Below are 13,625 nucleotides of genomic sequence, written 5' to 3'. Positions count from 1 at the left end.
AAACGTACCATGAAAAATTTCAGTTTATTCGTAACCGCCATTATGATTCTATCCATTCTCGCGGGCTGCTCCTCGAATAACGGCGGCAATGAAGGAAGCAGCGACAGCAAGGCAGACGCCAAAAAAGAAATCAAGCTTGCTTATGTCGCGTGGGATTCCGAAATCGCAAGCACGCATGTCGTGAAGGAAGTGCTCGAGACGAAGCTTGGCTACACGGTCGAGATGCTTCAGGTTGACGCGGGTCCGATGTGGGCGGGCATCGCCGACGGAAGCGCGGACGCGATGGTTGCCGCATGGCTGCCGACGACGCACGAAACGTATTTGAAAGAAAATGAAGGCAAGCTGGAGGATCTCGGTCCGAACCTCGACGGTACGAAGCTCGGTCTTGTTGTGCCGTCTTACATGACGATTAACAGCATAGAAGACCTTGCAGGCGATGTCGGCGACAGCGTGAAGCACACGATTACCGGCATCGAGCCGGGCGCCGGCCTCATGATGAAGACGGAAGCCGTATTGGAAGAGTACGGACTGAAGGAGAACTGGACGCTGCTGGAAAGCTCCTCCGCCGCTATGGCTCAAGAGCTTCAGAAGGCTTACGACAATCAAGAGCCGATCGTCGTAACGGGCTGGACGCCGCACTGGAAGTTCGCGAAGATGGATCTGAAATATCTTGAGGATCCGAAGGGCGTCTACGGGGAAGACGAGCAGATCCATACCGTTGTCCGCCAAGGACTGAAGGATGATCAACCGGAAGCTTACGCGTTCCTCGACGCGTTCAACTGGACGCCGGACGACATGGCCGATGTCATGATTCAAATCGTCGAAGGCGCCGAGCCGGAAGAAGCGGCCAAAGCATGGGTCGAAGAGAATGCCGACAAGGTCGACGCTTGGCTGAAGTAATGACTAATCAAAATGGAACGGCACGGGAAAAAGCCCCGTGCCGTTTTTTTGACCACTGATTTCCAGTAGTATTCCTATCATATTGAGCTCGAGTACATTTCCTGCTGCGCCCGAAGCTGATTCCGATAGACGAATTTGGAAATCGTAATGCTGATTTCATATAAGAGGAATAACGGAACGATGACGATGATGTCGGACAAAATATCCGGCGGAGTAATCGTAACGGCGACGATCACAAGTACAAAATAGGCAAGCTTACGCGCTTTGGCCAGACGGACGGGATTGAGTACGCCAAGCTTCGTCAAAAACATAACGATCGCCGGCATTTCGAACAGCAGGCCGAACGGCACGGTCATATGGATCATGAACGTAAAATATTTTTGCGCCGTATACATCATTTCAAACGATCCAGACGCCATCCGATTCATGAAATGCAGCACCATCGGGAACAAAATGAAATAACCGAAGCAGATGCCGGCCGCGAACAAGACGCTGATGCCCGGGATGAACAGCAGCGTGGCCCGCTTCGTGGCGTCCGGCATCGCGGGAGTAACGAACTTCCAGATCTGATACGCGGCGACCGGAAGCGTAATGGCGATAGCCACTACCCCGGCGATCATCATATAGACCCAGATGACGTCGGAAGGGCCTAGCAGCACCAGCTTCTTCTCCATGTCGCGCACGAGCCATTCGTAAATCTCTTCCACGTACAGGAAAGCGGCAGCCATCGCGACCAAGAAGGAGACAAGCGTCCGGATCAGCCTTGTCCGCATTTCCTCCAAATGACCGATTAAGCTTTGATCGTTCGGATTTTTCATCTTACTTTCCCGCGGCAGCCGCAGCTTTTTTTGTCGCTTCCTATTCCCCTTGCTTAGCTTCTTCCTCGCCGTTCACGAGCCCCCGCGTAGCCCCCTTGAATTCGCTCAGCGTTCTGCCGAAGGCGCGGCCCAGCTCGGGCAGCTTGGAAGGTCCGAATATAATAAGCGCGATAATTAGAATTAACACCAAACCGCCAATTCCGATATTGCCAAATGGCATACCAAACACTCCTTTAATTAGCTCAATTTAAAGCCGCTGATTGCTACGACTGCACAGCGCGCCTTGTTGTCGCCCGGACGGTGCGGCCATTTGCTCGTCGGATTGCTGAGGTCCGTCGTATTCTCGCCCGGATGCTGAACCGACAGGAACAGCGTCTGCTCGTCCGGCGTGAAGAACGGTCCGGTCAGCTCGCTTTCCACCGGTCCGGAGGCGAACTGCAGAGCAACCGCCTTATCCGGCCCGCTTGTCGGGATGACGAACAGGCCGTTGTTCATAAACGATTTGTGGACGCCTTTATTTTGGCTGCTGCTCGAAATGTCCGTAACGACCCATAGATGCCCGTTCGAGTCGAACGCCAGGTTATCCGGAGAGCTGAAGCCGGACTGGCGGCCGCCTGCGGCAAAAATTTCAAAATCGAATTCGAGCGCGCCCAAATCGCTTTTCGTTTCGAAAATGCGCGTAATATGCCCGTGAATGTTGCCATGGTTGTCATTGTTCGTATGGCAGATGAACACCGTATTGTCGAACGGGGAAATTTCGATATCCTCCGGACGATCGGTCGGCGTTCCGCCTACCAGCAATGCGGCTTCCTGGCAATAAGTGACGACATCTCCCTGCGTTTTGAATTTCTTTTGCAGGTCCGGCTTGTCCTGGATCGCCTTCGATACGGCTTCCAGCGTTACAGGCATCCACTTGCCGGTCTTCAGATTGGCTACATACAGCGTTCCGTCCTCCAGCAGAGCGGAATTGGCGCGGCCTTTCAGCTTGTCGTATTTTCCATTGCTGATGAATTTGTAGACGCATGCGTCCTTCTTGTCGTCGCCCATATAGACCACGACGCGTCCGTCTTTGGCAAGACCCATCGCCGTGTTCTCGTGATTGAAGCGGCCCAGCGCCGTATGCTTTTTCAAATACGATTTGTCGAATGGATCCACCTCGATGACCCAGCCGTAATGCGTGTCCGGAAGCTTGGAAGCGGCAGCCGTTTCCGCGAAATTTTCTTCGCAGGACAGAACCGTGTTCCACAGCGTCACGCCGCCCGAGCAGTTCGCGAACGTGCCTTGCGCCGTCGTTGCGCCGCCGAGCGCCGAACCGCCTTTTGCGGGACCGGTAATTTCGAATTTGGTGTAGCCGTTGATGCGGCGCGCGTACGGCGAAGTCGTGTCCATCTTCCATACGCCGTTATCGTCTCTGTACACCTCAATAACGGACATGCCTTGGTAGTATAGGTTCTTGTGAAGCTGGTCGGCCGTCATCTTGCCATCCTTCACCGGACCGATCGAGAATATCGTGCTGTATTCATGGTTATTAACGAGAAGTCCTCTCGTGTTCGAACCCTTGATAGGAAAATAAGCGTTATAATCGCAGCCTGAGCCGAATTTTTCGCCTGCTTGGTTAATGACATCGTCGAACGCCGCAACGACGTCGTATTTAAAGTTTTTCGGCAAAACCAGCTTGTCCGCCTTGGTGGGCTCGATCGGCTCGAAATAGCCGCTTACCCGGTTCGTGCCGAATCCGAAAAGATGGTCGGCCGTCGCCGAGGCGGCGGAAGCTTTGCCGTTCAGAGCGCCAAGTCCCGCCGAAGCCGTAGCCAACGCAGCAGCTCCTGTGCCTAAGTAAGATAAAAACGTTTTACGATCCATCGATTTATTCAACTTTTTCACTCCTCGAATGAATTTGCTCTACAAGGACAAGCATAAGGAGTTAATGTTAAATCTCCATTACCTTCAATTGAAATATTTGTAAATGCGAGAAGCGTTCTCAATTAGGTGCAGCAGAGAGGAATCGCCTTAAGCGAGTATTGGCGGCATCCTAGATTAGGGAAAACTCTTATGTAAAAAAGACCGTACGTCGGGATATCACCCTAACGTACGGTCATTAATTCGGCTCAACTAGTCCAGACAGAACGGCTGCAGTCCGAGCGGCAATGGCGCCGGACGCTCGCATGTGCTCTTCATGGCGTAGTGTACGCCCTGCTCGGACGCGTCATGGAATCCGTGCATGGCTTCAAGCACATGATAAGCCAGCTCGCCGTTCGCGCGGTGCTTACGTCCGGTTTGGATTGCTTTGGCCATGTCCGCCGCGCCGACGCCCCGAGCGTTCTCCGAGTAACCGTACGCAAGAGGAATCGTCGACCATTCTCTGGAGCCCGCTCTGCAGACGCGGATTTCGCCGCCGAAGTTGTTCGGATCCGGCACCTGCAAGGTGCCGTGGCTGCCGTAAACCTCGATGCGGGGCAGCACCGAACCGCCTTTGGTATCAAAACTCGTCAGAATCGTGCCTATCGCCCCCGAAGCGAAATCCATGACGCCCGCGATGTGCGTCGGTACCTCGACCTGTACCTTCTGGCCGGCTTTCGGCTGGCTCGTAATCGTCCGTTCGGGGAAGGAGATGCGCGCCGAACCCGTCACGCGCGTCATCGGTCCAAGCATCGCCACAAGCGCGGTCAAGTAATACGGCCCCATATCGAACATCGGACCTCCGCCTACTTGGTAGTAGAACTCCGGCGCCGGATGCCAGCTCTCGTGTCCGCCGCTCATCATGAATGCCGTCGCGCCGATTGGCGTTCCGATCCAGCCGTCTTCGATCAGCTTGATGGACGTTTGGATGCCGCCGCCGAGGAACGTATCCGGCGCGCTGCCGACGTACAGCCCTTTTTTGACCGCCAGCGCCAGCACCTCCTGGGCTTCCTCACGCTGCACGGCGAACGGCTTCTCCACGTACACGTGCTTGCCCGCTTCTAGCGCCCGCAGGTTGACCGAAGCATGGGCTTGCGGAATCGTTAGGTTGATGATCATGTCGATATCCGGATCCGCCAGCAGCTCGTCGACCGAGCAGCCCTTCACTCCGTATTGCTCGCCGCGTGCTTTCGCCCGTTCCACGTCCAGATCGGCGCATGCCACGACCTGCATGGCGTCGAATTTGCTTCCATTCTCGAAATAGATTCCGCTAATATTGCCTGTGCCGATAATGCCAGCTTTAATTTTCTCCACGTTCCGTCCCCGCTCCCTCGCTAATCGATACGAATCGAATGTATGATTACAATTGATTGTCTTGCATGCCGGTATATACGGCTTCGCCGCTTGCTGCTGCTTTGGATGCGATCGCTTTGCCTTCCGCGCACCAGAGGAACCCGCGAAGCGTAAGCTCTCTTACGACCGGGATATCCATAATGTTCGCCTGATGCCCTAGCGAAGTATAATAAACCCGGCCGAGTCCCCAGCGTTTCGTGTAGATGACCGGCATATCGACAGGCTTGTTCGCGGAATGCGGACCCGGCGCCACCGGGAACCGCGTCGTCGCCAGTACTTCAACCGCCGGATCGACATGAAGGTAATACTGCTCGGTGCTTACCTCGAAGTCCTCGATGCCCTCCGTCAGCGAGCTGGACGAATTGCTGATGTTCACCGTGTAGCGGACGCCGTCGTTGCCCGGATGCGCGACCCACTGGCTGCCCGTCATGAACTGCCAGTCCACGTTCTCGCGGAACGCGTCGCACATGCCGCCGTGGCTGCCGGCCAATCCGACGCCGCTTTGTACCGCCGCCGATATGTTGTTGACCAATCCTTGCTCGATTTTGCCCATCGTCCACAAAGGGATGATCAGATCGAGAGACTTCAGCTTCTCGACGTCCGCGAATGCCTCAAGCTTGTCGGATACCTCTACCTCGAACCCTTCGGCCTCCAGCTGCCCGCGGAAGATCGCGGCAACCTCCTCCGGCTGATGGCCCAGCCAGCCGCCCCATACTATTAATGCTTTTCTCATTCTGTTCCCGCCCTTCTATAATTTAAAGCTCGCTAATCGCGACCCATCTCCGCTCTTCGATTGAACGATCCACGGCCTCGAGCACTTCCTGGCATTTCACGCCGTCTACGAAGTTCGGCACTGGCTGGCGGTCCTCTTCGAGCGCCCGCATCAGCTCCAGCACCTCGTGCGTGAACGTATGCTCATAGCCGATCGTGTGGCCGGCAGGCCACCATGCATCCATGTAAGCGTGCGAGGCATCCGTCGCCAGCACCCGGCGGAAGCCCTGAACGTCCTCGGCGTCATCCGTAAAATAAACCTGAAGCTCGTTCATCCGTTCGAAGTCGAACTTGATGCTGCCTTTGCTTCCGTTGATCTCGAAGCCGTTCGTGCAGCGATGGCCCGCGGCGAATCTCGTCGCTTCGATCGTGCCCATGGCGCCGTTCTCGAAGCGAGCCAGGAACGCCGTCGCGTCGTCGACCGTCACATCGCCCATCTCCTCGCTGCCGCCGCCCTTGGCGCTCAGTCCCGTCATCGCCGCCGCGACCGGACGACGCTTCACGAATGTTTCGCTCATGCCGATCACCTCGCGGAATTCGCCGACCAGGAACCGGGCCATGTCAATGACATGCGCGCCGAGATCGCCGTGGGAGCCGGAGCCCGCGATCTCCTTCTGCAGCCTCCATACGAGCGGGAAGGACGGATCCAGAATCCAGTCCTGCAGGAAGACGCCGCGGAAGTGGTGAATCTCTCCGATTCTTCCTTCGGAAATGAGCTTCTTCGCCAGCTGCACCGCCGGCGCGAACCGATAGTTGAAGCCGACCATATGCTTGACGCCCGCTTTCTCCGCTTCCTCCAGCATTTCGCGGGAGTCCGCCAGCGTCAGCGCAAGCGGCTTCTCGCAGAACAGATGCTTGCCTGCGCGGGCCGCGGCGATCGCAATCTCCTTGTGGGCGTCGCTTGGCGCGTTAATGTCGACGACGTCGACGTCGTCGCGCTGCACGAGCTCGCGCCAATCCGTAACGGAGCTCTCCCAGCCGAACTGGGCTCTTGCTTGCTCGAGTCCCTTCGGATCGCGTCCGCAGATGACCTTCATCTCCGGCTTCGCCGCGTCCGGGAAGAACATGGGCACCGCGCGGTAAGCGTTGCTGTGGGCTTTCCCCATAAATTTATAACCAACCATGCCGATATTGATTTTTTTCATGCCTTGACTCCGCCTTTCGTTCAGAATGTGGACGTTTCCCTAGCGAGAAAACGAATCGGGAGCAGACTATCTTCCTGCTGTCCGTCCGCTTCCTTCCGTTCTTCCTTCAACAGCTTCTCCGCCGCCAGCCTTCCCATCTCGTAGAATGGCACCTCGACCGTCGAGAGGGTCGGACTAATAATGCGTGAGCCGTCGGAATTGTCATAGCCGACCAGCCCATAACGCTCGCCCGGCTCGATCCCGAGCTCCTTCAAGCCTTGCATGAGACCGATCGCCATCCGGTCGTTGGCCGCGAACACGGCATCCACTTCGCCGCTCCGGATTCGCTCGCCAATGAGCTCCGCCTGCTCATAACCGCTTTTGCGGCTATAGTTGCCGACGAATACGAGCTCCTCCCGGTAGCCGATGCCGCTCTCGCGAAGCGCCGTCCGGTAGCCGGCCAGCCGGTCCCGGCTGCTCGAATATTCCGCCGGTCCGTTCAAGAAGGCGACGCTGCGCCTGCCGCTTGCGATCAAGTGGCGCACCGCCTCGCGGCTGCCTGCCGCATGATCGGCATCGACCGTCATGAACGACGTCCCGTCGAACCGCTGATTCACGAGGCAGAACGGGTGTCCCTCCGCCTGCAGCTGCTCGAGCGCGGCTCTCTCTTCCGGGACGTCTCTCGCTCCAAGCACGATGCAGGCGTCGATCTTCTGCGTGCGGAACAGCATCGAGTAATCTTTGGCATCGCTTGGCTCGCGGAAGATGAGGAGAAGGTTGTAGCCGGAGCGGTTGGCCGCCTCCCCGATGCCGCTTAATATTTCGGAGAAATAATAGGTGGAGAACAGATGAACCTTCGGCACGAAGGGCAGAATCACCCCGATGTTTCCGCTCTTCTTGCGGGCGAGCTGCTGCGCCAATGCATTCGGCACATAGCCGACCTGCTCGGCTGCCTGCAGCACGCGCTCGCGCGTCTCCTCCTTCATCGGCCCGACGTTGTTGAACACCCGGGAGACGGTCGCCTCCGACACGCCGGCAAGCCTTGCAACCTCTTTCCTGCTAATAGCGATGGCCTCCTATTATGTCGTAATATCTAGTAATGTACACGCGTACATTATGGCATGAAACCGTTTTAGAGTCAATGCGCATTTCGTCCTTCCCTGCACGCATGATTCTCTCTCCTGTCTTTGGAAATAGTTCAGAGCTTTGCCGGGAAAGCTAGACGAGGGTATTCAAGCTGGGAAGGAGAGGATGAAAATGCAAATCGAGCCGTTTGCTTTGGAGAAGTGGCAAAACAAACATGGCAAACAAGCGAGATTTAATCTCGCAGACACATGCGCCGATTGCATGACGCTCGAGAAGCTGCTATCGCTGGGGAGCGCTTCGCATGAAGGGCAGCTGGCCGAGCTGCTGGAGCTGAAGCTGACGTATGGTGAAATTCAGGGCTCTCCGGAGCTGCGCCGGCTTGTAGCGAAGCGTTACGCCGGATTAACCGCGGATGGCATCATCATGATGAACGGGGCTGCCGCGGCCAACGCTCTCGTCATGCATACCTTGCTTGTGCCGGGCGACCGGGTCGTCTCGTTCCATCCGACCTATCAACAGCTTCACGCTTTCCCGACATCCCTGGGCGCCGAGGTCGTACTCGTTCCGCTGCGTCCGAAGAACCGCTTTCAGCCCGATATGGAGGAGCTCCGGCGCGCCGTGACGCCAAGGACGAAGCTGATCCTTCTCAATAATCCGAACAATCCGACGGGCACGCTGCTGGACAAGCCCATGCTCGATTCTATCGTAGCGATTGCCCGAAGCTGCGGCGCCTATATCCTCAGCGACGAGATCTGCATGGACTTGCCGGCGGATGAACGATCCGATTCCATATCGTCCATTGCCGATCTGTACGAAAGAGGAATCGCAACGTCCAGTCTTTCCAAAGCCATGTCGCTTGCCGCTCTGCGAATCGGATGGATAGCCTGCCATGACCGGGATATCATTAGCCAATGCATGAAGATGCGCGATTATACGACGATCGGCTGCGGCGCGCTGACGGACCGGCTGGCCGCCATGGCGCTGGCGCGGCATGACTCCATACTTGCGCACAGCCGGCAGCTGCTGCGGACCAATCTCGATCTTCTGAAGAAATGGTCGGCCGAAGAAGAGACGATTTCGTTCATTCCGCCGCAAGGAGGGACCTCCGCCTTGCTGAGGCTTCCGTCCATTGAAGGATCGGAAGCTTACTGCAAGCAGCTGCTAACCGAGACTGGAGTACTGTTGGTGCCGGGTTCGTGTTTCGGGCTGGAAGGCTACGTGCGCATCGGCTGCGCCATGAATCCGGATGTTTTGCGGCAGGGACTCGAGCGAATCAGCGATTTCCAAGAAAAAAACTCCAGCACCGCCGGTGCTGGAGTTCCGTAATCTATATTTCCTTGCGAACGTCCCCTTATGAAGCGTTAGGGAGCTCCGCTGCCGGTTCTGCAGCCGGTTCTGCAGCCTCTTCGCTTGCTTCCGCTCCGCCTTCCGCATTCTGGGCGAGCGAAGCATAAATGATGTCCGTCGGCGTTGTTAAGCTCGTATACAGAATCGCCGCTTCTTCCGCCCGCGTGAGAGCTTCCTTGGAACGGTAGTCCACAGAGCCGTCCGCTTCCGGCTGAATTTCCGGTCCGAACAGCTGCAATGCGATCATCATCTGTACCGCCTCCACGGCCCATTCGTCCGTCTCGCCGGCCAGCGCGATATCGCTGTACGCTTCCGCCGGATATTGCGCGGCGATCAGGCGATAGATCATAACGGCAGCTTCTTGGCGGGTAATCGGTTTATCCGGATAGAAGTTGCCTTTACCGTTTCCTTTGACCATGCCGATCGTATGCGCGAGCTGGATGTACGGAGCCGCGGAATGTCCCTCCAGATCGGCGAACGCGGGCTGCGCAGATTCGACCCCCGTCATGTTGAGCAGAGACAACAGATTTTGAACGTATTCGCCTCTTGTCACCGTTTGATCCGGATTGAAGTCGGCATCGCCATTATTCTCTAGGTAGCCAAGAGATTGCAGCGCGTAAATATAAGACGCGTAAGGATGATCTTCGCCGACGTCGGCGAAGCCTTGCGCTTGCTCGCCTTTCTTGGCGTAGCCCATCGGATTCAAGTAGGGCTCTTTCATATACAGCACGTTCCCCTCGTCATCCAGCTTAAAGCCGGTGAATTGGTTCGTCATGCTGTCCACGAACAGGTTATCATCTACTTGCTTTAATGCTCTTGGTCCGATATAGGAATCGGAAATGACAAGATCCCCTTCGCCCTCCGTTCCGATCGACGAAACGATCATGTCGATACGAAGATCGGAGTAATGACCAACAAACTTAGCCAGCTCATCTTCCTTCGCCTCGAATGCCTCCATCGCGACCGGAGCCGCGTATTGCGGGAAGAACGTCGAAATAAACTGCGCGTACAGGCCGTTACGCAAGATGCCCTGCTGGTTATACGTTACGAATACGCCCGTGTTCTGCTCTGGAATGAGGAACATATAAGAGCTGGTGCCGAGCAAGTCTCCGCCCTTCGTAATGATCTTGGAGCTGCTGCCCGCTCCGGGCAGCTGGAACGGTGCTTCGAAGCCATAAGTCGTGTCCGGCAGAAGCGGATGGATTTCCGAGCGGTACTCCTCCATGGAGGCAACCGTCTGCTCCGACAGGATACGGTTCGATCCAGCCGCTCCCCCGTTCAGGAACGCGATCATGAACTTCCCGATATCTTCCGCCGTGCTGAGCATCCCGCCTTGCGGCATGACCGTAGGAGCTACGGCATAAGGCTCCATCTTCTCGTGAGCTGCCGTATATTCGACGGCCAGCTTGTCCTTTAGCTTCCCTGTCAACAGGAAGTCGCTGTTCTCCATGCCAAGCGGTTCGAAAATATGATCCGCCATATATTCCTCGTACGGCTGGCCGCTCGCGTTCTGAACGACGAGGCCGAGAAGCATGGAAGCGAAATTATCGTACATATAGACGCTGCCCGGCTCGCGGACGACCGGCGGCATGTTCTCTCTTACGTAATCGTCGATTTCTACGACTCTCTCGAAGTCCGGGCTTAAATCCTCCGGCTTCGGATCACGAATTTCAAAGCCCGTCGTATGCGTAAGCAGATGCTCGATCGTCACCGGCTTATCAAAGGGGTTATCGAAGTCCAGGTCCTTTATGTACTTCGTGAAATCATCCTGAAGCCCGATCTTGCCTTGCTCGACCAGCTGCATGGCAGCGGCTGCCGCGAAAGTCTTCGATACCGAAGCGATACGGAAGACGGTGGATTCGGGATCGACAGCCACTTCGTTCTCCTTGTCGGCGTAGCCATATCCCTTCTGGGCGAGCACTTGACCGTCCTTCACGACGACGGCCGATGCTCCGACGTACTGGGCTTTCGCTTCTTCCGAACCGAAGAAGCCATCCAAGAACGCGGTCGCGCTGGCCGCGTCAAGAGTCTTGCCTTTCGCGGCGTCGGCTGTTGTTGCGGCCGATGCCTGGATAGCCGGTGTCAGCAAAGCGAGGGAAAGTACGGCGGCTGTGATCGTTTTCGCCCATCTAGGTGCGGTTAAGACGAATAGCGGTTTCAAACGTTCGTTCACTCCATTTCTTTTTTATGTAGACACTCTCCTATATACGCTTTGCTAGATTAATAGTTTCAATTTATTCCATAAAAATAGAAGCAGCTGGAAACCCATCTACGGGGTTACCGCTGCTTCTTGCTTTGTTCTTCTCACTTAATAGGTAACGCCTGCCGCCTTCTGAACGGCATCCTTAATGAGCATGTACACGTCGCCGTTCGTCAGCTTCGCCTGATCTTCGATCGTCTGGAGCGACGCTTGCGTCAATACTCCCTCTGCCGTCAGCCGCTCCAGCGAACCAGCCGGTTCCGCATCGCCGTACAAGGCAAGGGCGATCGTATAAGCTGCCTGCTCCAGAGTGAGAGGAATCGTCTTCTTGTCTTCCTCCGACATGCCTTCGGTCGCGGCGGAAGCGAGGTGCGGAATCGCCTCTTTATGCACCTTCGTTACGCCGGCCATGTTCTGGAACATGCGCTGCGGATTCGACGGTTCGTCGAGCGCGAAGTCGTTGCTGTAGCCGCCTTGCGCGATGGCCATGCTGGCTGCCGCTTTCATTCCTACGTACTGCGGGTGGCTCATGAACGCGTAAGGCTCTGTTGCCGGCGGGTTCAGATCCATGCCCTGCTCCGTCAGCTTCGCCTGCAGCTTCTTGATGAGCGTCTCGGAAGCGCCGAGCTCCCGCAGCGTTACGTTCTCGTCCATCGCAATCTTCACGGCTGCTCCCGCCGCTTGCCCCGTCGCCATGCCGAGCGGCACGACGCGCGCGCTGCCGTGCGGCAGCGTATCGAAGCTGGCGGAACGTCCGACGACCAGCAGACCGTCAACGTCCTGCGGGACCAGCGCACGGAACGGCACGCCGTACTTCACCGGATCCATCAGCACGGCGCCGGTATTGGTTGGCGACGTGCTCTGGATATCGACCGGATAGGAGCCGTAAGCGATATCGTCGTAGTGCGGCGTCTGCTCCAGCAAATCGACGACCGAAAGTCGGTATTCCCCGATCAAATGCCGCGTTTCGCGCACGTATAGCTCCGTCGCGATATCGCCGAGCTCAACCGGCTCCAACGCTGGGTAGATCTTCTTCATATAATCCAGCATCAACGGGATCTCTTTACGAGCGATCTCATAAGCTTCCTCGACAGAAGCTTGATCGAACGGATCAACGTCGAAGATCTGAACCGCGTTGACCAGCATCGACTCATCATTCAAGCGCCCCAGGTTCGGGCCTCTCGTCCGAATACGGTCTGGATTGGTCGATACGTACTGCCACATTTCCTTGAACCCCCACGCGCTGTGCTCATTTGCGTCGGTAAGGGGATCATCGTCTCCGTTTCTAAGGGTATCCGTAATGTCCTTCCACACTTCCGGCGTCACGCCCGTAAGCTTGTAGACCGGCGTAACGGCCATCAATGTTTCGTTATCGCCGATATCTTCACGGCCGAATGTGAACGGAGCGCCTGCGGCAGCGGCAAAGTCCGCGTCCTGCGTCGCATCGATAACCGCGCTTGCGGAGACGTCGACCGATGTTCCGTCACCCATCGACAGCTTGGCGCCATTGACGGCGATCGTGCCGTCCGCCGCTTCTTCGACGATCGGATCGATTTTCTCGAGGCCCATTCGGACTTCCAGGTTTTCTTCGGCCTCCACCATGCTGTGGAACGCGTTGGCCGCAGTCGTAATATCGAAGGAATCGCCTTCGATTTGGTCGAACCATTCCTTGAACAAGCCCTTGTTATAATAATCCTTGCTGCCCGATATCCAGTTCATATCCAGGCTGTTCAGCCAGCCGACCGTAAACAAGCCGCCCAATATTTCGCGGTTTCTGCTTTCCACGAGGAGAGTCTTCAGGCCGTTGCGCGATGCCGACACGGCAGCCATCACGCCTTCCGGATCCGTGCCAACAACGATGACGTCATACTGCTCCTTCGGTACTTCGACCTGAGGAACCTCTGTTATGGAGGTCGGCGACGGCAGCGGATCCCCCGCGGACGATTGTCCCGGTTTTCCTTGCCAGAATACGGCAGCCAGCGCGACCAAAGCGATTGCGATAATGCCTGTCGGTATCAGCAGTTTCCATGTACGAGTTTTCATGATTCCTATCCATGCGCTCCTTTACGTATAGCCATTCTATCTTTCTATCAATCAACAGTGCCTCTACTAGTCTACCAAAAGTAA

Annotated in this window: 11 protein-coding genes; 2 read left to right on the top strand and 9 right to left on the bottom strand. The window is 56.4% G+C overall.

Going from position 1 to position 13,625, the window contains the following annotated elements; genetic code table 11:
- Nucleotides 1-9 precede the first annotated feature (9 nt).
- Nucleotides 10-900: a glycine betaine ABC transporter substrate-binding protein gene (locus tag NQZ67_RS00210; protein WP_257441763.1), complete on the top strand. Its 891-nt coding sequence runs from the start codon at nucleotides 10-12 to the stop codon at nucleotides 898-900.
- Between the two features lie 77 nt (nucleotides 901-977).
- On the opposite strand, the gene tatC is transcribed toward NQZ67_RS00210, so the two are convergent.
- The 7 genes from tatC to NQZ67_RS00175 form a co-directional block, all read right to left on the bottom strand.
- Complete coding sequence (tatC, locus tag NQZ67_RS00205; protein ID WP_257441761.1) at nucleotides 978-1,718, bottom strand: twin-arginine translocase subunit TatC; 741 nt, start codon at nucleotides 1,716-1,718, stop codon at nucleotides 978-980.
- Nucleotides 1,719-1,758: 40 nt separating this feature from the next.
- On the bottom strand, nucleotides 1,759-1,938 hold the full coding sequence (gene tatA, locus NQZ67_RS00200) for a twin-arginine translocase TatA/TatE family subunit (protein WP_257441760.1): 180 nt from the start codon (nucleotides 1,936-1,938) through the stop codon (nucleotides 1,759-1,761).
- Nucleotides 1,939-1,955: 17 nt separating this feature from the next.
- The gene (locus tag NQZ67_RS00195) at nucleotides 1,956-3,581 is read right to left on the bottom strand and encodes a PhoX family protein (protein ID WP_257442386.1); all 1,626 of its coding nucleotides are present in this window, start codon (nucleotides 3,579-3,581) and stop codon (nucleotides 1,956-1,958) included.
- 249 nt (nucleotides 3,582-3,830) lie between these two features.
- Nucleotides 3,831-4,931: a Gfo/Idh/MocA family protein gene (locus NQZ67_RS00190; RefSeq protein ID WP_257441759.1), complete on the bottom strand. Its 1,101-nt coding sequence runs from the start codon at nucleotides 4,929-4,931 to the stop codon at nucleotides 3,831-3,833.
- 46 nt (nucleotides 4,932-4,977) lie between these two features.
- The gene (locus NQZ67_RS00185) at nucleotides 4,978-5,703 is read right to left on the bottom strand and encodes a ThuA domain-containing protein (protein WP_257441758.1); all 726 of its coding nucleotides are present in this window, start codon (nucleotides 5,701-5,703) and stop codon (nucleotides 4,978-4,980) included.
- A gap of 22 nt (nucleotides 5,704-5,725) precedes the next feature.
- Complete coding sequence (locus NQZ67_RS00180) at nucleotides 5,726-6,886, bottom strand: Gfo/Idh/MocA family protein (RefSeq protein ID WP_257441757.1); 1,161 nt, start codon at nucleotides 6,884-6,886, stop codon at nucleotides 5,726-5,728.
- 20 nt (nucleotides 6,887-6,906) lie between these two features.
- On the bottom strand, nucleotides 6,907-7,935 hold the full coding sequence (locus NQZ67_RS00175) for a LacI family DNA-binding transcriptional regulator (RefSeq protein ID WP_257442385.1): 1,029 nt from the start codon (nucleotides 7,933-7,935) through the stop codon (nucleotides 6,907-6,909).
- A 181-nt stretch (nucleotides 7,936-8,116) separates the two neighbouring features.
- Here NQZ67_RS00175 and NQZ67_RS00170 point away from each other — a divergent pair, with 181 nt between their 5' ends.
- Nucleotides 8,117-9,277, top strand: a complete 1,161-nt coding sequence (locus NQZ67_RS00170) for an aminotransferase class I/II-fold pyridoxal phosphate-dependent enzyme (RefSeq protein ID WP_257441756.1) — start codon at nucleotides 8,117-8,119, stop codon at nucleotides 9,275-9,277.
- A 25-nt stretch (nucleotides 9,278-9,302) separates the two neighbouring features.
- On the opposite strand, the gene NQZ67_RS00165 is transcribed toward NQZ67_RS00170, so the two are convergent.
- Both NQZ67_RS00165 and NQZ67_RS00160 read right to left on the bottom strand, forming a co-directional pair.
- The gene (locus NQZ67_RS00165) at nucleotides 9,303-11,459 is read right to left on the bottom strand and encodes a serine hydrolase domain-containing protein (protein ID WP_257441755.1); all 2,157 of its coding nucleotides are present in this window, start codon (nucleotides 11,457-11,459) and stop codon (nucleotides 9,303-9,305) included.
- Between the two features lie 147 nt (nucleotides 11,460-11,606).
- Nucleotides 11,607-13,541 carry an FAD-dependent oxidoreductase gene (locus NQZ67_RS00160; RefSeq protein ID WP_257441754.1) on the bottom strand — a complete coding sequence of 645 codons (1,935 nt, stop codon included), beginning with the start codon at nucleotides 13,539-13,541 and terminating at the stop codon, nucleotides 11,607-11,609.
- Nucleotides 13,542-13,625 lie beyond the last annotated feature (84 nt).

This window comes from Paenibacillus soyae (assembly GCF_024623455.1).
Taxonomy (GTDB): Bacteria; Bacillota; Bacilli; order Paenibacillales; family Paenibacillaceae; genus Pristimantibacillus; species Pristimantibacillus soyae.
The sequence above is the reverse complement of the archived record's forward strand: the minus strand, read 5'-3'. Positions and strand labels throughout refer to the sequence as shown.

Bases quoted from the DNA above. Each gene is read 5' to 3' on its own strand.
- NQZ67_RS00210 (WP_257441763.1), top strand. From the start codon at position 10: ATGAAAAATTTCAGTTTATTCGTAACCGCCATTATGATTCTATCCATT.
- tatC (WP_257441761.1), bottom strand. From the start codon at position 1,718: ATGAAAAATCCGAACGATCAAAGCTTAATCGGTCATTTGGAGGAAATG.
- tatA (WP_257441760.1), bottom strand. From the start codon at position 1,938: ATGCCATTTGGCAATATCGGAATTGGCGGTTTGGTGTTAATTCTAATT.
- NQZ67_RS00195 (WP_257442386.1), bottom strand. From the start codon at position 3,581: ATGGATCGTAAAACGTTTTTATCTTACTTAGGCACAGGAGCTGCTGCG.
- NQZ67_RS00185 (WP_257441758.1), bottom strand. From the start codon at position 5,703: ATGAGAAAAGCATTAATAGTATGGGGCGGCTGGCTGGGCCATCAGCCG.
- NQZ67_RS00180 (WP_257441757.1), bottom strand. From the start codon at position 6,886: ATGAAAAAAATCAATATCGGCATGGTTGGTTATAAATTTATGGGGAAA.
- NQZ67_RS00170 (WP_257441756.1), top strand. From the start codon at position 8,117: ATGAAAATGCAAATCGAGCCGTTTGCTTTGGAGAAGTGGCAAAACAAA.
- NQZ67_RS00160 (WP_257441754.1), bottom strand. From the start codon at position 13,541: ATGAAAACTCGTACATGGAAACTGCTGATACCGACAGGCATTATCGCA.